The organism is Larkinella fluvii (assembly GCF_051857545.1).
Taxonomy (GTDB): Bacteria; Bacteroidota; Bacteroidia; order Cytophagales; family Spirosomataceae; genus Larkinella.
The window spans coordinates 621836-640955 of record NZ_JBPZHB010000005.1 but is presented as its reverse complement, the minus strand read 5'-3'; the positions used below and the strand labels follow the sequence as shown (position 1 = coordinate 640955).

14 protein-coding genes are annotated in these 19120 nt (G+C 49.0%); 3 read left to right on the top strand and 11 right to left on the bottom strand.

Annotated elements, in window-relative coordinates; translation table 11 throughout:
- Nucleotides 1–24: 24 nt before the first annotated feature.
- The 8 genes from ACS5NO_RS16065 to ACS5NO_RS16030 form a co-directional block, all read right to left on the bottom strand.
- Nucleotides 25–1125 carry an alkaline phosphatase family protein gene (locus ACS5NO_RS16065; RefSeq protein WP_439416109.1) on the bottom strand — a complete coding sequence of 367 codons (1101 nt, stop codon included), beginning with the start codon at nucleotides 1123–1125 and terminating at the stop codon, nucleotides 25–27.
- A gap of 259 nt (nucleotides 1126–1384) precedes the next feature.
- Complete coding sequence (locus tag ACS5NO_RS16060; RefSeq protein ID WP_439416108.1) at nucleotides 1385–2698, bottom strand: DUF4270 family protein; 1314 nt, start codon at nucleotides 2696–2698, stop codon at nucleotides 1385–1387.
- 144 nt (nucleotides 2699–2842) lie between these two features.
- Nucleotides 2843–3166, bottom strand: coding sequence for a DUF4907 domain-containing protein (locus ACS5NO_RS16055; RefSeq protein WP_439416107.1), 324 nt, complete (start codon nucleotides 3164–3166; stop codon nucleotides 2843–2845).
- A gap of 8 nt (nucleotides 3167–3174) precedes the next feature.
- On the bottom strand, nucleotides 3175–4230 hold the full coding sequence (locus ACS5NO_RS16050) for a Kelch repeat-containing protein (RefSeq protein ID WP_439416106.1): 1056 nt from the start codon (nucleotides 4228–4230) through the stop codon (nucleotides 3175–3177).
- 102 nt (nucleotides 4231–4332) lie between these two features.
- Nucleotides 4333–5304 carry a hypothetical protein gene (locus ACS5NO_RS16045; protein WP_439416105.1) on the bottom strand — a complete coding sequence of 324 codons (972 nt, stop codon included), beginning with the start codon at nucleotides 5302–5304 and terminating at the stop codon, nucleotides 4333–4335.
- A 25-nt stretch (nucleotides 5305–5329) separates the two neighbouring features.
- A complete protein-coding gene (locus ACS5NO_RS16040) occupies nucleotides 5330–6784 on the bottom strand; it encodes a S41 family peptidase (RefSeq protein WP_439416104.1) in 1455 nt (484 codons plus the stop codon).
- A gap of 111 nt (nucleotides 6785–6895) precedes the next feature.
- A complete protein-coding gene (locus tag ACS5NO_RS16035; protein WP_439416103.1) occupies nucleotides 6896–7720 on the bottom strand; it encodes a PepSY-like domain-containing protein in 825 nt (274 codons plus the stop codon).
- Between the two features lie 48 nt (nucleotides 7721–7768).
- Nucleotides 7769–8434, bottom strand: coding sequence for an SGNH/GDSL hydrolase family protein (locus ACS5NO_RS16030; RefSeq protein WP_439416102.1), 666 nt, complete (start codon nucleotides 8432–8434; stop codon nucleotides 7769–7771).
- Between the two features lie 248 nt (nucleotides 8435–8682).
- Between ACS5NO_RS16030 and ACS5NO_RS16025 the strand changes: the two genes are divergently transcribed.
- Nucleotides 8683–9288 carry an RNA polymerase sigma factor gene (locus ACS5NO_RS16025; protein WP_114409068.1) on the top strand — a complete coding sequence of 202 codons (606 nt, stop codon included), beginning with the start codon at nucleotides 8683–8685 and terminating at the stop codon, nucleotides 9286–9288.
- The gene (locus tag ACS5NO_RS16020) at nucleotides 9278–10846 is read left to right on the top strand and encodes a hypothetical protein (RefSeq protein ID WP_439416101.1); all 1569 of its coding nucleotides are present in this window, start codon (nucleotides 9278–9280) and stop codon (nucleotides 10844–10846) included. Before ACS5NO_RS16025 ends, ACS5NO_RS16020 begins: the two co-directional genes overlap by 11 nt.
- A 33-nt stretch (nucleotides 10847–10879) precedes the next feature.
- Here the strand turns inward: ACS5NO_RS16020 and ACS5NO_RS16015 are convergent, their stop codons facing one another.
- The 3 genes from ACS5NO_RS16015 to ACS5NO_RS16005 form a co-directional block, all read right to left on the bottom strand.
- The gene (locus ACS5NO_RS16015; RefSeq protein ID WP_439416100.1) at nucleotides 10880–12499 is read right to left on the bottom strand and encodes a glycosyltransferase family protein; all 1620 of its coding nucleotides are present in this window, start codon (nucleotides 12497–12499) and stop codon (nucleotides 10880–10882) included.
- A 652-nt stretch (nucleotides 12500–13151) separates the two neighbouring features.
- Nucleotides 13152–17606 (bottom strand): PA14 domain-containing protein, encoded by a 4455-nt coding sequence (locus tag ACS5NO_RS16010; RefSeq protein ID WP_439416099.1) that lies wholly within the window; start codon nucleotides 17604–17606, stop codon nucleotides 13152–13154.
- Between the two features lie 119 nt (nucleotides 17607–17725).
- Nucleotides 17726–17959, bottom strand: coding sequence for a response regulator transcription factor (locus ACS5NO_RS16005; protein WP_439416098.1), 234 nt, complete (start codon nucleotides 17957–17959; stop codon nucleotides 17726–17728).
- 734 nt (nucleotides 17960–18693) lie between these two features.
- Here ACS5NO_RS16005 and ACS5NO_RS16000 point away from each other — a divergent pair.
- Nucleotides 18694–19113: a DoxX family protein gene (locus ACS5NO_RS16000; RefSeq protein ID WP_439416097.1), complete on the top strand. Its 420-nt coding sequence runs from the start codon at nucleotides 18694–18696 to the stop codon at nucleotides 19111–19113.
- Nucleotides 19114–19120 lie beyond the last annotated feature (7 nt).

The following is a 19120-nucleotide window of genomic DNA, read 5'->3' as shown; positions in this document are numbered from 1 at the left end:
GATGAAAAGCCGGTTTTGGTAGACTCACGGTTTCAAAACTGTCAGAACCGGCGGTCCAACCGGGTGTTCGCAGGTGAACGACTGGCCTAACAGCTTCGCCACCGTTGCCGCCAACTGATTCTGAAACAAGACTGGTCCGCCGGACTGTTCGCCGGTGGGTGGCGTGTCCGGGCCGATCACGGCGAACCACATCTGGTAGGAATCCGGTGTTTTGGCACCGTGACCTTTCCAGGTGGCTTTCGGCGTGTGGCCCCGTCCGTGGTCGGTGGTCAGGATGAGCGTGGTTTTTCCGGCGTATTGTGGAATTTGCTGGATGGTTTTCCAGAGGTCGGCCATGAACGCATCGGCGGTGTTCACCATGCGCAGATCGTCGGCATACCGCCCGGCATGGGCCAGCCCGTCGGTTTCGTCAAACTGCATGAACAGCACCCGGGGGCGGTTTTGCAGCAGGTAGTTTTTGGCGGCATAATAGGTCAGGAAATCACTGCGGACGGATTTGTCCCAAACCTGCGCGGGAATGGTCGTCATCATGCTGTTGAGCAGCGAATCGGTGGCGGATTTTGGGGATGGAATCAGCTCGTTGCCGGCACTGGCGAAAAGACCGGTTTTCTTCTCGTTCACGGCGGCTTCAATCACATCCCAGGATGAAAATGCCGCAATCCGGCCCTTGTAGTCGGGTTGGTTGTGGAGAAATTCGAGAACGGTGGTATTCGGATTATCGATTTTATCATTCGACTTGATGCGGTCGTCGGCATAACCGGAAAGAATTTCGTTGTACCCCGGATAGCTGAACCAGTACGGATTTGAGGCATTGACGCGGCTGTTTTTCAGGCGGTTTCCGTAAAGCTGACCTTCTTTGGCGACGGTATTCCAGAAGAACGGAAACAACCGCTGACGTCGTTCCTGGGGCGTAGCCGCCCAGAAAAACTTCCGTGCCGTGGCCGTGTCGGGCGAATAAGCCGGGTCGAACAACAGTGTCGAATCGGCACCGGAAAACACCTCCTGCCAGCGAACACCGTCGAGCGTAACCAGAATAACGTTTTGCGTTTGCTGTGCCGTAGCAAAAGAAAGGCGACAGATGACCAGAAAAAAAGCCAGCGTGAAAATTCGAATCAGTTGGTTCATACCGGGAAGAAGAAAGAGAAAAAGGGGCAGATGAACCGGTAAAATACTGAAAAGCCGTTAGAACCGCTGGTGTTCAGGCTGTTAAATTTTTGTAAAAATATAGAAATAGGACTTTCGTTTTTGCCCCGTTCCCCTAAACGGCGGCCTTATTCATTTCGGCGATTAAATTAGGGGAACAGGGCAAAACGAAGGCATAAAGAATGATCAGAGGGTAAGCCTTGAGAAAAAAGCTAGACTTCTGAATTGCCCAATGGTTTGGTTACGTATCCGATGTAATGTACAATTTCAACCGGATGCGGTCGGTGGTACTTTGCCGGTTTCCGAATGCAACGCGTTGAATCATGGTTTTCATCGTACTTTGACCAGTGGTTACCTTCAGCAACATCGGCCGGTTGACGGACAAACCCTTCATCACCTGGTTGACGTAATGGGTGATGTTGAAGACGTAGGCATCCTCCAGTTCGATGGCGTTTGGCAAATACGAATAGCTGGCCACGGCGGCCGATGCACCGGTAGAAAAACCGGGAACGGCTTCTACCGTTTCGTTTTGATTGTTGGTGAAATACAGCGCCAACTGGTCGGGGGGCGCATTGTTGTCGCGCACATCCCGCCGAATGGGTTCGATGATCAGTTCCGCGCGGTTCAGGCCAATGAAATTTTCCGGTTTGATGAATTCACTCAGCGACGGGATTTCGAGTCGGGTGGACAGAAACGCACCGGGTACGACAAACGATGAATTTTGCGTCGTTCGGCTGGAAACCGCATCCGATGCGCGTTGCAAAGCCTGCAAAGGCGTTCCGCTCCGGTTGTTGGTCAGTTGGGTGAATTGCGACGCCTGGAACGGAAAGAGCAGATTACCCGCCGTCTGGCTGATGTCGTTGCCCCGGTAATACAACCGGATGCCGGAAAGCGACGAGGTGAGGTTTAACCCCAGAAAAACATTACTGGCCGCTGGACTCAAAAACGCAAACCCCTTCCAGTAATCAGACATGGTTTCGCTGCTGTTAATCTCCTTGCTGATCAGCTTGGTGTAAAACGACTGCGCCAGAGCGTCAGGTATCCGAACCCGAACCTGCCGGGTTTCTTCCTTGAATTGAGGAAGAAAGGTATTGGTAATCAATGGTGTGGCGTTGTAGGCGACCGATTGCGTGTTGTAATGAACCGCCCCAATATCGAGCGGCTGCTGAAGCTGGTGAATCTGAAGCGTAAACGGTTTCAGGGTGTCGCCCACCGAATAACCGTACACCATTTCCAGCACCAGCGAGTCGAACCGGATGCCCTTTTGATCGGGTAAATCGTTGGTAACGTACGATAAGGACGCAAATCCCCGGCCTTCCATCTGGCCCGTCTGGGAGTCGGTCCAGCGACCCACCAGAATCGTGCTGTCGGACGAGGTGACAAACGAGTCGGGGGCCATGACGGTCGACAGATTGACCGTCACCGTGTCAATGTACTGGAGTTCCATTTCGTCGGGATTGATTAGATTCTGGCCGACGTCCAGATCCCCCGACATGCAGCCGGAAATCAATATTGCGGCCACAATCGGTAGCGCTAAGCGCAGTAAAGTTCGCATGTATTTTTTCTAAAGTAGGGGGACTAAATACTGTATAGTAGTTTACGGTTTACGGTTTTCAGTTTACGGTGGCTGGCGCGTGCTTCAACCAGAATGCGTCAGCCACCGTAAACCGTAAACCGTAAACTGAAAACCGTAAACCGATTACGGAACCGACACGCCTAGCTGGCTGAGTTCCGGCGGGGTGAGGGTGGGCGGGAATTGTCCCTGATGCAGTTTGGAAACAACGCATTCACCCACTTTGCGGGCCAGTTCTTCGCTGGCAAAACCGCGTTGCCCCGGCAGACCCGGCACCGTCGGCTGGTTGATCACGGTTTTTCCGTTCAACATGACCTGATACCCCCAGCCCGCCGGTGTGCGGGTTGTTTGAAGCTCATACTGCGATTTTTGACGGAACAAACTGTACGTCGTGACAATGGCCAGCCCGATCAGCAGGATCGCCAGGGACTGAATTTTTTTGCCTTTCATACGTCTCATCAATTCGTATCCGTATCCTGTTCAACGGTCGGGTCAAATTCCCAGATGTCGTCGAACCGGCCGGAACCGCTGCTGCCGGTGGTGACGTAGCCTTTGCCGTTGATGGCGAATCCAAAGGCGTATTGCCGGGCCGATCCTTCAAAAATGCCCTGCTCATACCAGTCGTCGGTGGCAACGTCATACACCCAAACCGCCGTGCTGCCATCTCCGAGGGTTACGTAGCCTTTGTTGCCAATTGAAAAGCCAACGGCGTAGCTGCGTTGTACCAGTTCATCGTCTTCAAAATCGCCTTTTTCGATCCATTCATCTTTGGTTGCATCGTAGGCCCACCAGTCTTTTTCGGCCGATCCGTTGTTGTTGCCGGTTCCGACATACGCCAGTCCGTCGATCACGAACGAGATGGCTCCCAGTCGTTTGGCTCCGCCGTAGCTGGCTGTTTTCTCCCAGGTATCTTTGGTGGGATCATAAGCCCAGAAGTCTTTCAGATAATTACCGTCGAAACCGGTGCCGACGTAGCCTTTGTTCCCCACCGAGAAAGCCACCGCGTTCCGGCGGGCGGTGCCACCGAAGTCGGCGATGCGTTTCCAGGCGTTGGCGGTCGGGTCAAATTCCCAGAAATCTTTCAGCCGGTCGCTGTTGGCATTCAGCCCGGTACCCAGATAGCCTTTCGTGCCGACGGCAAAACCAACGGCGGTATTGCGGGCTTCTCCGCCAAAATCGGCCAACTGCGTCCAGGTGTTGCGGGCCGGGTCATACGACCAGAAATCCTTCAGCCGGTCGTTGTCAGCGTTGGTGCCGGTACCCATGTAAGCCACATTGTTCAGCACAAAACCGGCCACGGCATTGCGGGCCACGCCTTCAAAGTCGGACCGGCGGTTCCAGTCGCCCAAAACCGCAACGTCGTCTTCGTTGGAGCAACTGCTCAGCATAGCACCCCACAACACCCAGATTAAGGTGTAGGAAAAAGCCGGGATCAGAATCGAAAAACGATTCTTAAAAAATGAGCTTACCATCGAGGGTTTAGAACGCAACACGCGGGGGAATGAAATTTTCATAGAAAAAAAGGGGAAAGTGAGTAAATAGAAAAACCCGTTACCGATGGGGCAACGGTGAAAGAATAGAAAGGGTGATTGTTTTCGGTATCGATATGCATGAACTTACAATTGAGTACGTCGTCGTTTTTCGTTGACGGTTTCCGGTCGATTGCCCCGCAGGTTAAATATGCCCGGCATTTTTCGCAGGTCATAGCGGAGGGCGTAGACGTACCGCAAGGATACGCCTACGCTCCAGCCGCTGCCGTCGGCCCGAAGGACGGCGGACTGCGACTCTCCGCGGTTTACGGTGTATAATAGGTTGGTTGTTATTGAGTTACTGAGTCCCCAGTATTTCCGGGCAAACAGACTGAGTTCTGCTTTTCCGCCCAGTTTTACAGTATATTCGGCCGAGGCTTCGGCCATGCCGTTCAGGCGCGGGCTCAGGCGGGTTGCCCCAAAAATCTGGATGGTGTCGACCCGGGCGCGGCTGGTGCGGCCAAAACCACCCCCGGAACCACTGTAGCTGTAGCCTTCCACCAGAAAGTTGCTGACTTGCTGGCCATTGTTCGGCACCATCCAGACCCCGGCTCCGAGCCACAAGCCGGAGCGACGGGCGGCCCGGTTGCCAAACCGCATCAGCCGTTTGCCGCGTACCACAAAACCGTGCTTGTTGTTCTCAAACCGCAGATCGAGGGCATTCGAGCCGCTGCCCACCACCAGCGTGTTGTGAATGGGGGAACGGGCATAACCGCCTTCCACGGCCCAGCGTTCGTTGCTAACCCAGCCGATGACGGCACTCCAGCCGGTTTGTGTGGTTCCTTTGGTGCTAATCAATCCGTTGAAGGTTTGGTCAAGCTGCCCTTTGTCGGTTCGGAAAAAACCGTCCCCTCCGATATACCAACGCTCCAGGATATACGTCTCGCCATAGCGGGCGATCAGCTTCGTCATTTCGGCCCGGCGTTCCTTCACCGATCGGTACTCGGGCGTGAATTCACCCGCAGACGCCACCGGCGGGCGATAGTAGTCGGTAATTCCCTGGGCAAAAGCCGGGCAGACGAGGAGGGTGAGCCAGAACGTAGTCAGAGCGGTTTTCATGGAGAAAAGGCAGCTTAAAGGTGTTTTATAGGGTACTGGGTTTAAAGGTTGGCAAGCTTTTGATCATGCGTCCTCCGCCGGCTTTCCGCTGGATCGACGACCCCAGGGCGGGCAGGCGGTTGGGTTCGGCAACACCCCGCCGGGCAATGCGGCTTCCGGTAATCTGGTAAAGTGCTTCGTTGAGCAGGGGCTCGTTGACGTCGCCCAATGGTTGTAAATTGAGCGGTTCCTGAACCTCCACCGCGGGCGTAAAACCGGTGGAATAATCGGACTGGCCGAGGCTGTTGAATGACTTAAAAACGATTGGCTGCATACCCCATTTAATGTTTCCGGAATCATCGACTATCGTAATAGACCCCACATTTTTGCCATAGGTTGTAGTGCCAATGGTCGTTACGGTCATATAAGGGCGCAGTCCGTTGATAATCAATTCGCTGGACGAAGCGGTTCCGTCGGTGGTCAGCACAAAAACCCGCTGGAGGTTGCTTCCAATGTTTTGCGATTTGATAACAAACCGCTGGATAAAGAACTCATCGCCGTATTCCTGCTGGAGATAAGGCGTCAGGGTAGAGTTCCATTCTTCGCGGAAATAGACTTTGGTTCGGTCGATGTTTTTTCCGATCAAACTGGCCAGATTGGCGGATGACGAAGTATAGCCGCCCGGATTGTAGCGCAGATCCAGCACCAGTTCGTTAACGCCTTTGGCTTTGAAGTTGCTGAAAATGGCATCGACCTGATCGTCATATTCCGAACCGTTGCTGTTGTTGGGCGCCGGAACAAATTGATTGTAAACCAGATAGCCGACGGTTTTTCCGCCAACGGTGTAGACCGAATCCATGAAAACCGGGTTGGCCTGAAAAACCGTAGCCGTTACCGCGCGGGTCAGATCCGTATCGACCAGCGTGCTGTTTTGCAATTCGGCCAGACCAAAGGAGAACGTTGTGCCGCCCGAATAGAGCAACGAAACGTAGTTGGACGTCGTGATGGTTTGACCGTTCACTTTGCTGATGATGTCGCCCCGTTTGAAGCCCGCAGCGGCTGCCGGGGAGTTGGGCAAAACGTATAAAACCTGCGCAATCACGTTGGTAGAACCCTGCGAGCGCAGGTAGAGCATAAATTCCATGCCGGTGGTAGTCGATTCTCCGCTCAGCGATGCCGACAGGTCGTCCGCATTTTCTTCGATCCATGAAAACCGGTCGCCGTCGGGTCGGGCGGTGGCGTCGTAGGAATAGAGAATGGAATCGAAAAAGTCGGAAGGCGCGAGCGTCAGATCCGGGCTGGCCGGGATTTTGTCATTCCAGTAATAATACTCCCGCATGTTTTCCAGAATCCACTTGTTGATGGTCTGGTTTTCGGCGGTTGTAGTGGTCGTGGTGGTTGGTTCAACGAGGTCCGTTTCCTTGCGGCAACCCGCCAGCAGCGTAACGGAAAGCAAAACCATTCCCCACCAGGCAGGGACACTGCGCAGTTTATTTTTCATAGCGTTTCAATTCAGGTTGTATTCAAAAAGGATAAGTCATTTACCAAAACAATTGGCACCCTTCTCCACCGCTCCGCATCCTGTTTTCGGAGAAGGATGCCAATTGACTTTTCAACGCCGTTGTTTCAGCACCTGCTTGAAGGTGCCATCGGCCTCAAAAAGCAGGGCTACCGGTTTTCCATCGCTGGTTTTCACAACGACCACCAATTGCCCTTCGGCATTTTTGGCGGCATCTTTAATCGTCGAACCCGCATACGTCGTCGTGATGTAGGTCGTAACGGCAGCGGGCAAATCTGCCACGGCAACCGACGTAAAGTTGCCGCGCAACGGTTTGGAAACTTCTTTGTTGAAGGTCCCGTCGGTGTTGAAGAGCAGGGTCTTGGCCTGATCGCTGACCACGATCATCACCAGATAGCCACGCGTACTGTCTTTGGCTGCGGTTTTCACTTCGGCGCCGGCATAATTTGTACTGATGTAATTGGTGATGGCAGACGGCAGGTCAGCGACGGCAATCTGTTCCAGCGATCCTTTTTTGCCACCCCCTTTTCCGTGCGAACCCCCTTTACGGCCGGGTCCGCCTTTCAGCGCTAATTCTTCGTTAAAGGTGCCGTCAGCGTTGAACAACAGGGCTTTGGTTTCGCCATTTTGCGTGATGGCTACCAGGAAATTGCCCGTGTCATCTTTAGCGGCATAGTCAACGGTGGCGCCGGCATAATTAGTAGAGAGGTAGTTGCTTACAGACGTTGGGAGGTCGGTTACGGCGATTTTCGTAATGTTCTTCCTGCAAAAGAATCCGGAACTGTCGGACGCCAGCCGGGCGGTGCTGGTGGCCGAGATAGCCGAATCGGTGTCCGGGGTGACGGTTTGCTGGCTTTGATTGCAGCCGTATAGGCCGGCGACGATAACGGTCAAGGCGATGAACAGGGATTTTTTCATGGTTTTGCTGTCTATATATGATGGTGGTTGGTAATGCAGAGTAACAAATTAGGTGTCCTGTTTCAAAGGGCCGGTGGTCATGCTGGGTTCGGTTCGGTAAAAATCATAAAGCCGTCGTCCGATCAGTTCGTGGCTGATGGCGTTGAGCCTTTCGCGGTCGCCGGTACTGAAAAACTCCTCGCGGGAATCGACCAGTGCCTGCACATCGAATACCCGGAACCCCCGGTGTTGTCCTTCGCTTTTAAGGATGGCACTGCCCTTGCGTCGCAACCAGCCACTGACCGGTTCGCGGTGGGGGAAAGGGGTCATCAGAATAACCCGGCTGCGGTGAAACCGGAGGGTTTCCAGGATCATCGACAAATGAGCGTATACTTCGTTGAGGGGCCGAATGGCACCCAGCACGGATTGGATGCGTAACTTCCACGCCATCACATGCTCCATGAACCGCGTTCCGGCGGTGGGGCGCAGGGCCAGCCGCGAATCGCGCAGGTGGCGGTTGGCAATTTGCAGAATGATCAGGTCATAGCGCCGGAGCGGAACCCGCTGCAACACTTCCGCGATGGTGCTGATGGCCATCGGCGCATGGTAGGTCACGATTACTTCCTGCCCCCCGCGTTCCAGTTGCTGCACGAACTGATCGATGTAGCTCTGCCGGGAGTTGAGGCCCGAGTCGTAATGGAGACTATCCGCAATGACCAACAGATGTATTTTCATTGCTTTAGAATTTCAGGTTCGAAGTCGGAAAAAGCGGGAGAACCACTCGGGAGCGAACCGGTTTTTTCGACGATACAATTGACATTACGCCGGGAAAACCGGCACCGTTGCAGACCAAATCGAAAAAAATATAGAAATTAGGGGAGTGAAAAAAAATAAAAAAAAGTCGTTAACCGCTGCAACAGTCGCCCGGTTTTTGACGTACATGGGATGGTATGAGTGAATCATTTACTTAAATCGTTACGGCCTTGTTCTTCCGAAAGCGCCCCTCCTTCGCGGAAAACGATATAGATAGTGTTATTGAAGCCTGCCGCAACCATGATGCGCAGGCTCAACGTGTTTTATTCAAAAAATTTTATGGCTATTCCAAAAGTATTTGCCTGCGGTATTCGGCTACGACGGAGGAGGCCGAAGAAGTGTTGAATGAGAGCTTTCTCAAAGTATTTCAACGGCTCCATCAATACGATGCCACGCATCCTTTCAAAGCGTGGCTACGGTCGATTCTGATCAATACCGCCATCAGTTATTACCGTAAATACCACAAATTAGACATGAGTTCGTTGGAGGCCGGTCAGGATGTGCCGTTCGAAGACGATGTGATAGGCCAGATTTCGGCCGACGAAATTCTGGCGCTGGTGCAGCAACTGCCACCGGCCTACCGTACTGTGTTTTCGATGCATGTAGTAGATGGCTACAGTCTTCGGGAAATTGCCGAGGTGTTACAGAGCAACGAAGCCACGATCCGTTCGCATTTTTTACGGTCGCGGCAACGTCTTCAACAGGCCATCCGGTCTGCGTACCCACACCTGTTTCCATCCGACCCCGCGATTCCTATTCGTTACTATGAAAACTGATAAATTTGAGGAAAATATACGACAAAAGCTGGAGGGAATAGACCCTCCGTTCCAGGAGACAGATTGGGTGCATCTTCGGTCTGTTCTGCGTCGCAATGGCGTACCTTCCATTGGCGGGGCGGTTACGCAGTGGCTTGTGCCAATGATGAGTGCCGCCACGGTGGCCGGGCTGGTCATTCTGGCGGTGTGGCAATACCGTACCAATCAGAAACTGGAGCAAACCGTTCAGTCTCTGAAGGATACTGTCACGATTCTGCAACAGGCTCCGCTGGAAACACCGGTTGCTCAAGGGCCAAAAACAGACACGGTCTACATAACACGCGAAGTATCGATTCCATCACCCCGGTTATCGCCTTCTGTCCCAGGGGTTCAGCAGGATGATGATCGTGAGTTGGCCAACCGTTCAGAAACCGATCCGGCGGCAACGGATCGCTCCGGCGAAAGCCCGTCAATCGAATCAGCTTCAAATCCGAATCGGGAACGCAACCGGCTGGAAGGTAGTACTTTATCGGGTCGATCCGGCTCAAAAGAGCGTCTGACGGAATCCGAAACGGGGCTGAATGGATTGGAATCGGATCCTTCAAAAACCGGTCGTGTGCCTGCGGAGCAATCGGAGCCAAATACACTTCCTTCGGGCCGTTTGCCGAAATCCGCTACAGACCGCTGGAATCGGAACCCGGATCGGTATTCGGGACGGCAGAAACCCGCCGGTTTGGAAACCTCCCGGCCGTTGTCAAGTGGTTCTTCGGGTTCGGTAGATGTTCCGGGAAATGCCGGGTCGCCAGCCGGTTCGTCCTCATCAGCTTCTATTTCCTGGGAGCCGGTGCTGAATCGGGCATTGAAAATTGATTCCAGTTATTATGTCGAAAACTACCAGCGCCGGGTCCGCCGAATCCGTCCGTTGGCAACACATTCGGCCGTAGCCACCACTTCGGGTTCAAAACCGGTGGTAGAAGAACGGCAGCGTTTCGTTCACGTCCGGATTGGGGGCAGTGCGCAGTTGAGTGGCGGTCAATCGGGTTACGGGCTGGCGAGTGAAGTTCTGATGGGGGATCGTTTGACGATTGGCATCGGATTGACGCGCCTGAGCGTTTCGGGCGAGGAGTACATTACGGAAGGACAGTATTTTATCAAGAAAAAAACTGAATTCCGGCGGGATTATCCGGGTAAAGTGCCTGGGGACAAGCGCATTGAAATTTTGAACATTGCCCGCAGTGGAAAGAGCTGGCAGTTACCGATCACTTTTGGGTATCGTCTGCCGGTCGGGAACTCTGTTACGATTACGCCATCCGTTGGCGCGAGTTTCAGTCTGGAAGCCCGCGAGAAAATTTCGTTTACCAACCGCATGGGGCCGTATGAATTTATGGCGCAAAAGTTCTACGAAGATTGTTCTCCCGGGGTCTACAACAACTGGCTCGTGGGGGTTGCTGTCGAGAAGCAATGGAGTCACTGGGTCATTCAGGCCAATCCGTATCTGTCAAGCCCTTTATTGTCTTCGCAGTTTAGTTTGAACCGGACTTCGGCCGGGATGCGGGCGCGGTTGTTGTATCAGTTTTGAGATCGTATTTAAAGCGAAATGTTGTTCGTAGGTCTACAAAAGACCTTTGCGTATGTAAACCGAAACGCCGGATTCGTGGGTCAATAACTGGTATTTATCGGCGATAATTTGCTTTAACCCGGGGATATTTTCGTGTACAACCCATTCGGGATTTTCAAAAAAACGGTTTGCTTTTACTTCGTCAATGAAGACGGGAGGATTGTTTCGTTTTAGGTCATCTATATACGCTCTCCCGTAATAGGCAATGAGTTGAGGATCATGAATCGCCCCCAACGAATTTGTGGTCATACAGCGAATCGAATGGTTTTCTTTTGTGCCTTGCCTCAATCCGCTCAAGGTATGATACCGCATATTCCACCCCCAGACCACCAGACAATCGGTTGGTTTTGAATACTTTTTGATCAATCTGGCAACTCGTTTTTCATGGAGGGGAGTAGAGGTCATTGTAAAGTTTTGATTCTTCCTGGGGAGCTTTAAGGCATATACTAAAGTGGAGCCAATGAGCAATCCTATGCTGAGGATAACCACTTTCCGGTAGGCCTGTTCCTGATTATTTCCGGATTCCAGGATTTGATTTAAACTGTAGGCGGTGAGTAATGTGATTGGGAAAATAGTATAAAAGAGATAATGTTCAAATATATAACCAGTTTTTGTTACGACAAGCAATGATATGGTAGCGTTCAGAAGTAAAAACCATAGTTTTTTATTGTAAAAAAAAGAATACATCCTATTGTTAAAAGCCATAATTGTCGCTACAATCCATAGAAGAAAACAAGAGATCAGAAAGAACACGTAGTCGTACGACGATTTAAAGAATAGTTTTATGAATGATTGAAAGCTATTTCCCGGATTATAATGACTAAGATTTGTTTTAATGTACATGATGTAAAAATCGTACATGAGATGATTATAAATGAGGTAGACAAACAATGATGTAGCTACGATCATTATTCCGGATCCCATTGATACGATCAATAAGGATTTTCGTAAAGTAGAAAGTTTGCCTTTTATGATAGCCAGGAAGGCGCAAAAAATGTATAGGAAAGCAAGTGGCCCCCCTTGTAATTTTGCGAGCGGAACAAGGCCACAAACAAGGCCTAATGTCCCTACTAGTAAAAATGAGTTCTTCGCAGAGCGGAAAATTTGACCCAATAGGAAGACTCCTGCCGTAAGTAAGGTGACAGAAGGCAATTCACTATTGTAATGGTTGAAATCGCCGTGATTTGTAAAAAAGAAAAATTGAAATGGGATCAATAAACTTAAAAATGACGATTTGAAATCGTAAAAAAGACGCAATGTACAATACGTTGTAAAAAGGGATATGATGATGAGGACGACGGATAACAGGTGGAGCGTAAAATAATCAAATGAAAACCCGATGTACTTTAAGAGTAAGATAAGATAACTGTTGATTGGGCCACCAGTTGTGCCATCGACTGATCGCCAGAAAACCGGGTCATATGCCAATGTAATTGCTTGAGTCAGCATCTGGCTTTCGTCAGGATTTAGCTGATCATTATAAAAAATAAACGGCAATTTTTGCGCGAGTAAAAGAATAGATAATACCGCTAGTAGGGAATATTCATAGGAAAATAAAAATGAAGATGCGGTGATTGTGGGATAAGATTTATTTTTGATAAATAATTTTTTCATGTGAGTAGCCTTGATCAGTGATAAAAATCTTTAAATGTTCATAAAGGGAAAATATTGTATTGTAAATTGTATGCTCATGCATTTTACAGTACAATGATTTTTCCGTCGGGTTTTTTTCTCGCAATTGCATTTTCACACGAGTAATAAAATTGATGGAAAAAATAGATGCCCTTTGGTATTTTTTTGGGGTCTAATTCAACTTCAACCCGGTATCCTTTTGAACAGTGGTTTCCGGTTTTAATAAAATTTCGTAAACCAGTTGGAGCCACCATTGACCACAGAAGAAATGTGTCTTTCTGGGAAGCCATAATTACGGCATAGCCTTCACCGAGATGTCGGACTGGGTTGACTTGATCATTAACCATGTTTAGTCGAACCAGTTTTTTGTGCCCAACGCCAGTTGAAATTTGTATTTTTTTTAGAGAAGAGAAGTGGGCTTCATTCCATTTTTTTCTTGGAAGGCCTTATTCATTATGGTTTGCGGTAAAAGACTCATTTAGGCCGTGATTAAGTTTGTTGGTTTCGGGGGATACCTTTTTTTCGATGGCAGAAATAGGGTATAGATAGATCAGAGGGGATTCGTTTCATACTAAATCGAATCAACAAAAACACACTATATAGTGTGTTTTTGTTGATTCGATCCCCCGAAGAATTAATTTAAGTTCTTTAAATCATCGATTACTTTAATGGCTGGCCACGTCACGCAGCCATTATTATTGTTCTGGAAGTTGTTAAAAATATTGATAATGCTCCCCCCATTGTAAGAGCCATTATTGAGTGCATCAGTTACCTTTACCTCCATCACACAGTTATTCGGAAGTGATTGTATAGTTTTATTCCAATACCCTGAATTTTTGAGCGCATTCACAACTTGCTCTAAATCATTTCCAGGGGGGAAATAATCAAGAGGTAAATCAAAGATAGCAAATGAAATATCAGTTGCTCCTGCGTCGATACTGGTCTTGATTTTGTCAATTAAAGTAGGTACAAGAGTTGACGGACAAGGTTGCTCATTGCATTCGTTGCTCCATTCCACTGACGCAAGTGAAGGTCGTGCAGTTGCTACGATACGGGTTTCAAAAGCCGACTGATAGTTATAGCCAGGGTTATGTTTTACTCCATCCAACTCCGGAGGAAGCATTCCTAACAAAGCCCAAGTACCCCGTTTGTCATTACTATCGGTAAAGCTTCCGACGTCAAGTACTGTTTTGATATTTTTGGCTTTAAAAATTCCGACCCATTCCTTAACAAAATCTATAAGAACCTTCGATCGGAACTGAAGCCAGCGTTTGTGATTTAAACTTGACCCTCCATCAACAGGAGGATTCGGACGTCCTGAATAAGTAATATCATGCCAATCTTGCCAGGCACTTACCGTGCTGGGGTGGTAATCTGTATAAGCATTAAGGTAATAATTTGCCTCTTTGTGGTGGTTGACTACAACAGCAACATACCCAATCAGGTTAGCTTTCGTCGCCAGGTAATTGGCCACACCGTTCAGCCATCGTCGGTAGTTCGCCATTTTGGACGAATGGTAGCTCATGAAATGATTTATAGGTTCAGTATGCCCCCCATTGGCATCTGATACAAATTTCTGGGCAGCATCTGCTCCCTCATAGCGCCATGGTGCGCTGGTATTATATTGCGAACTAGCAGGAGGTTGACTAAAATCCAATAATGGCCAGATGTTAATATTTACTTTAAGTCCGTGGCTATCGGCTTTAGCAAATATATAGTCCCAATGACGGAACTCAAACTCCCCTGGACTCATTTCTGTATCATCCCATTTCATGGGCATTGACACATGGGTTCCGCCCAGTTGTTGCCAGTAATCCATTATTTTTGCAATATTCCTAATCTTTGTTACTTTAAGATCTGAGTTTTTAGGAGGTATTAAACGATGGGGTGAGGGCAAATTAGATCCGGGTTCAGGCATGTTTACGTATTTACGTGTGCCATAGTCTTTTTTGTCACTCCATTCCTCACCAACTATAGAGGTCATCATAAACGTTTTAGTGGCAACGTTTGTACTGCTGGGACAAGAACTAACAGTTACAGTGGCTTGAGCAATTTTATTATCGCATCCGGCTTTACTGGCAGTAACCGCATATGTTGTAGTGCCATTATTGCCAGCGGCCGTGATGTTGACCGATTGACCATTTTGCCCCGTGCTCCACTGATAGCTAACCCCGTCGCAATCAGCTCCTGTGCAGGGGGCATTGAGGGTTATGGCACTACTGCAATTAGCTGTAGCCGGTGCTGTGGCACTGACGACAAAATTACAACCCACTGTAGTTGGAGTTCCACTGCGGAACAAAGCACTGGCAGATATCTCCTGTTTGGCAAAGGTGGGACCCTGCCAGAATGTTTTTAATCCCAAGCCTTCGGTTCCCTGGCTGTAAAGAATCTGGATGGGGTGGTAACCGGCCCGCAGACAAATGTTCCCATTGGGTTCCTGGCCTGTTGAGTTGATGCCGTGGCAACCCCGGTCGGCAGCGATCAACTGGTCCCCAATCAGGAGTTGGGAATCATCATCACTGGTGATGAAGAAGGTATACTGTCCATCAGCCGGTACTTGGATGTATCCCGCAAACTCGAAGCCAAAATGGTCATCGCGTTGGCGGGGCGTTAGACTGATGGTGCCAACTGAGCCGGAGCTAACGATAGCCTGGTTGCTGAATCCGGTGGCCGAACACCAGTCGTTATTGGCAATGCTTTGATAATACTTATAAGTCAAACCGCTAGTCAGGTTGGCAGGAGAGTCGGCATTTCGCAAGGTGGTGCAGGAACCGGTTGCAGGAGGGGCGGTAGGACAACCAGTAGACTCGAAGCCAAACAGACGCTGGTCGGCGAAACCTTCGGTGAGGTTACCCCACAACTGAAGCTGTGGTTCTGCGCCATAATTTCGCATATCCCAGGTAAGTCCATTGGAGGTGTTGATTCGATAACTGCCGTTGTTGTCGCTTTGGATTGTCCATTTCTGTAAATCGGCTCCGGTGTAGGTTCCGATTCGGAGTAATTCGCCTTGACTGGCGGCATTGACCTGCATGCTTTTGCCGGAACCATCCTGCGTGGTGAATCGGTATTGATTTGTCCCTACACTTTCGGCTTTCCATATCTGGTTTGCCTGGCTATTGGCGGTTCGTTGTTCGACCACCTCGCCGGACAGTGATTGGAGCAACTGACCAGTTTTTTTGGATCTAATAACGTAACAGCCTGTAAGTGATGATTCACACCCGTTAACGGTGACCGATGTTTGAGCGGTTTTGGTATCGCATCCGGCTTTACTGGAAGTAACCGCATATGTTGTAGTGCCATTATTGCCAGCGGCCGTGGTGTTGACTGATTGGCCATTTTGTCCCGTGCTCCATTGATAACTAACTCCGTCGCAATCAGATCCTGTGCAGGGGGCATTGAGTGTGATGGCACTGCCACAACCCGCTGTGGCCGGTGCCGTTGCACTGACAACGAAGTTACAGGCTACAGTAGCACTTCCACTGCGAAACAAAGCACTGGCGGGGATCTCCTGTTTGGCAAAGGTGGGACCCTGCCAGAATGTTTTTAATCCCAAGCCTTCGGTTCCCTGGCTGTAAAGAATCTGGATGGGGTGGTAACCGGCCCGCAGACAAATGTTCCCATTGGGTTCCTGGCCTGTTGAGTTGATGCCGTGGCAACCCCGGTCGGCAGCGATCAACTGGTCCCCAATCAGGAGTTGGGAATCATCATCACTGGTGATGAAGAAGGTATACTGTCCATCAGCCGGTACTTGGATGTATCCCGCAAACTCGAAGCCAAAATGGTCATCGCGTTGGCGGGGCGTTAGACTGATGGTGCCAACTGAGCCGGAGCTAACGATAGCCTGGTTGCTGAATCCGGTGGCCGAACACCAGTCGTTATTGGCAATGCTTTGATAATACTTATAAGTCAAACCGCTAGTCAGGTTGGCAGGAGAGTCGGCATTTCGCAAGGTGGTGCAGGAACCGGTTGCAGGAGGGGCGGTAGGACAACCAGTAGACTCGAAGCCAAACAGACGCTGGTCGGCGAAATCTTCGGTGAGGTTACCCCACAACTGAAGCTGTGGTTCTGCGCCATAATTTCGCATATCCCAGGTAAGTCCATTGGAGGTGATAAGCCGGTAACTGCCGTTGTTGTCGCTTTGAAGGGTCCATTTCTGCAAATCGGCTCCGGTGTAGGTTCCGATTCGGACTAATTCGCCTTGGCTGGCGGCATTGACCTGCATGGTTTTGCCGGAGCCATCCTGCGTGGTGAACCGGTATTGATTGGCTCCTACACTTTCAGCTTTCCATATCTGGTTTGCCTGGTTGTTGGCGGTTCGTTGTTCGACCACATCGCCGGATAGCGATTGGAGCAATTGACCGGTTTTTTTAGATCGGATAATGTAACAACCGGTAAGTGAAGCTAATTCAGCAGCAATTCGCGATCCTTTCAAAGACCCAGCATTGGCAAGGCTCTCGGCGGAGTTGTGGCAATGAATCTGGAATTTGCCTTTTTCAATAAATTTGCTGTCAGCACCGGCGTCCTTGTGGCTTCGTAGCAAGCGGAAGGTGTTATTGCTGGAAATTGAAACAAACTTTCCCTTGAGAGAATAGGTAACCGTTTTCCGCTGGGTTGAAAGCTCTGTACCGATGAGGTCGACATAGTCACCGCCCGTTTGAACGAAACCGTCTGGGACGAGCACTTTGAGGCTAAACGCATTTGAGCCGGGAAAGGTCGCTAGCAAGCCGGGATGCATGGCCATGTAGTGAGCCGTTATCGTTAATTCCACTTCTTCACCAAGGCTGACCTGCTTTTTATTGGTGTAAAAGACAAAACGAATCGGATCGCTACCCGAGGAGGCTGATTTGCGATTGGGGGATGGATAGGAAGGAGAAAGAATCGATCTCCTGGATTTACCGCTTCCCGGGTTTCGGCTCTTTTCAAGTACGTATGTAGCGGGTTTCTCCATATTCTTTAGCAAAATAGTCGGGAATTTTTCTTCCTTATTTATGTTACTAAATCGAAAAGATGGTAAACTTAATAGCGTCAATAATGCTATTAAGTTTATTAAGGCACGATTTCCTCCTGCAAGGTAGATTCTTTTTCTCATGATAGCAAGGATGTAAATTTTACGATAGTGTTTTTGTAAAATTCACAAAGCCTTTCCTTTACTACATGAGTGATATTATGTATATTTTTAGGGTAGATTACCTATTTTTGTCTCTGTATTTAATATTTAGTTGATAAAATGTCTACTTTGTTTTTAAAAATGAATCTTAACAAAGACCCCGGCCCTCCATTTACATTTAGCTTCGAAGAAATACTTGCTTTATGGTTTTCGACTGTTTTGGTGCTAATGTATAATAGACCGGCTATTTCTGCTGTAGATTTGCCTTCCGCTAATTCCCACAGTACTTCTTTTTCGCGCCCAGTCAATTCATTCCATCCTTGTATAGCATGCATTCGCGACTTGGGGGGTAATGACGGAAGAAAGCGCTGTCCCAGGGAAATTAACCTTAAACATTGTGGTAATTCATGAAAACCACAGACTAAATCGGGCTTTAAATCCTGAATATGATAGTCGATAATTTTTTGTATAATTTACGCTATTGTCTACTAATATCGCTAATTGGAAACGTTGGTTCCGCAATCTTAATTCTTGAAGAACATCAAAATAAATTGTCGATTTTTCATAGATGTCAAATAAAATCCAATCAATAGGTTGTTGTTTTAAGACCTTTTCAACTTGTTGAACATCAAAAATTATGTTTATACTTAAACATACCGATCTGGCAATTTCGGTCATGTAAGAGGCTATAAAATGGTTAGATGGTATACCAATTATTGTATTCATAAGACGTGATCTCTGTTTTTAATAATAGGCAATATACTATTTATATATTGTAAATTATAGAGTACTTTTTTGAGAAATAATTGCTGCCAGTTGAAGTCAAAATGATTTGTTTTATAGGACTTTACGGTTTGCCGAACACTATATAAAGTCCTGACTCAGAGCGTTATTAATGAAAGGTAAATTGGCTGACAACTTTCAAAGAATAGAAAATTAGGAAAGGAAAACGATCCGGGCGGGAGAGATTCTACATTGGTCTCTGGATTCGGGCAAAACGTATTTTTGCAAAAAAACCTAAACAGACGCCTGCGAAAGGCCGTTTAGGTAAGTAACCAGACAATTTGCTATGAAACCACTGTTAGGAACAAAAGCTAGCCCATTGATGGTGCATTTTTCACTACTGGTGCTGAGAATGGGTGTCGCAGCTCTAATGTTGACACATGGCTGGCCTAAATTCATGAAAGTACTTACCGGCAATTTCACCTTCGGCGATCCCATTGGAATTGGTAGTGCGCCATCGCTGGTTCTATCTATGATGGCCGAGTTTGTGTGCTCAATTCTGATTCTGATCGGATTTCAAACCCGGGTAGGAGCCATCATCCTCATGATCAACATGCTCGTGGTTACGTTTTTTGCCCACGGAGCAGACCCTTTTGGGAAAAAAGAGATGCCTTTGTTGTATTTCCTGGTCTATTTTACCCTCTATTTTGTAGGCCCCGGCAAGCACTCTGTCGATGGCCGTACCAATAAAACTTGGCCGGGTTGATAGCCGG

Bases quoted from the DNA above. Each gene is read 5' to 3' on its own strand.
- ACS5NO_RS16005 (WP_439416098.1), bottom strand. From the start codon at position 17,959: ATGCATGCTATACAAGGATGGAATGAATTGACTGGGCGCGAAAAAGAA.
- ACS5NO_RS16015 (WP_439416100.1), bottom strand. From the start codon at position 12,499: ATGAAAAAATTATTTATCAAAAATAAATCTTATCCCACAATCACCGCA.
- ACS5NO_RS16060 (WP_439416108.1), bottom strand. From the start codon at position 2,698: ATGCGAACTTTACTGCGCTTAGCGCTACCGATTGTGGCCGCAATATTG.
- ACS5NO_RS16010 (WP_439416099.1), bottom strand. From the start codon at position 17,606: ATGAGAAAAAGAATCTACCTTGCAGGAGGAAATCGTGCCTTAATAAAC.
- ACS5NO_RS16000 (WP_439416097.1), top strand. From the start codon at position 18,694: ATGAAACCACTGTTAGGAACAAAAGCTAGCCCATTGATGGTGCATTTT.
- ACS5NO_RS16040 (WP_439416104.1), bottom strand. From the start codon at position 6,784: ATGAAAAATAAACTGCGCAGTGTCCCTGCCTGGTGGGGAATGGTTTTG.
- ACS5NO_RS16045 (WP_439416105.1), bottom strand. From the start codon at position 5,304: ATGAAAACCGCTCTGACTACGTTCTGGCTCACCCTCCTCGTCTGCCCG.
- ACS5NO_RS16055 (WP_439416107.1), bottom strand. From the start codon at position 3,166: ATGAAAGGCAAAAAAATTCAGTCCCTGGCGATCCTGCTGATCGGGCTG.
- ACS5NO_RS16020 (WP_439416101.1), top strand. From the start codon at position 9,278: ATGAAAACTGATAAATTTGAGGAAAATATACGACAAAAGCTGGAGGGA.
- ACS5NO_RS16065 (WP_439416109.1), bottom strand. From the start codon at position 1,125: ATGAACCAACTGATTCGAATTTTCACGCTGGCTTTTTTTCTGGTCATC.
- ACS5NO_RS16035 (WP_439416103.1), bottom strand. From the start codon at position 7,720: ATGAAAAAATCCCTGTTCATCGCCTTGACCGTTATCGTCGCCGGCCTA.
- ACS5NO_RS16030 (WP_439416102.1), bottom strand. From the start codon at position 8,434: ATGAAAATACATCTGTTGGTCATTGCGGATAGTCTCCATTACGACTCG.
- ACS5NO_RS16050 (WP_439416106.1), bottom strand. From the start codon at position 4,230: ATGAAAATTTCATTCCCCCGCGTGTTGCGTTCTAAACCCTCGATGGTA.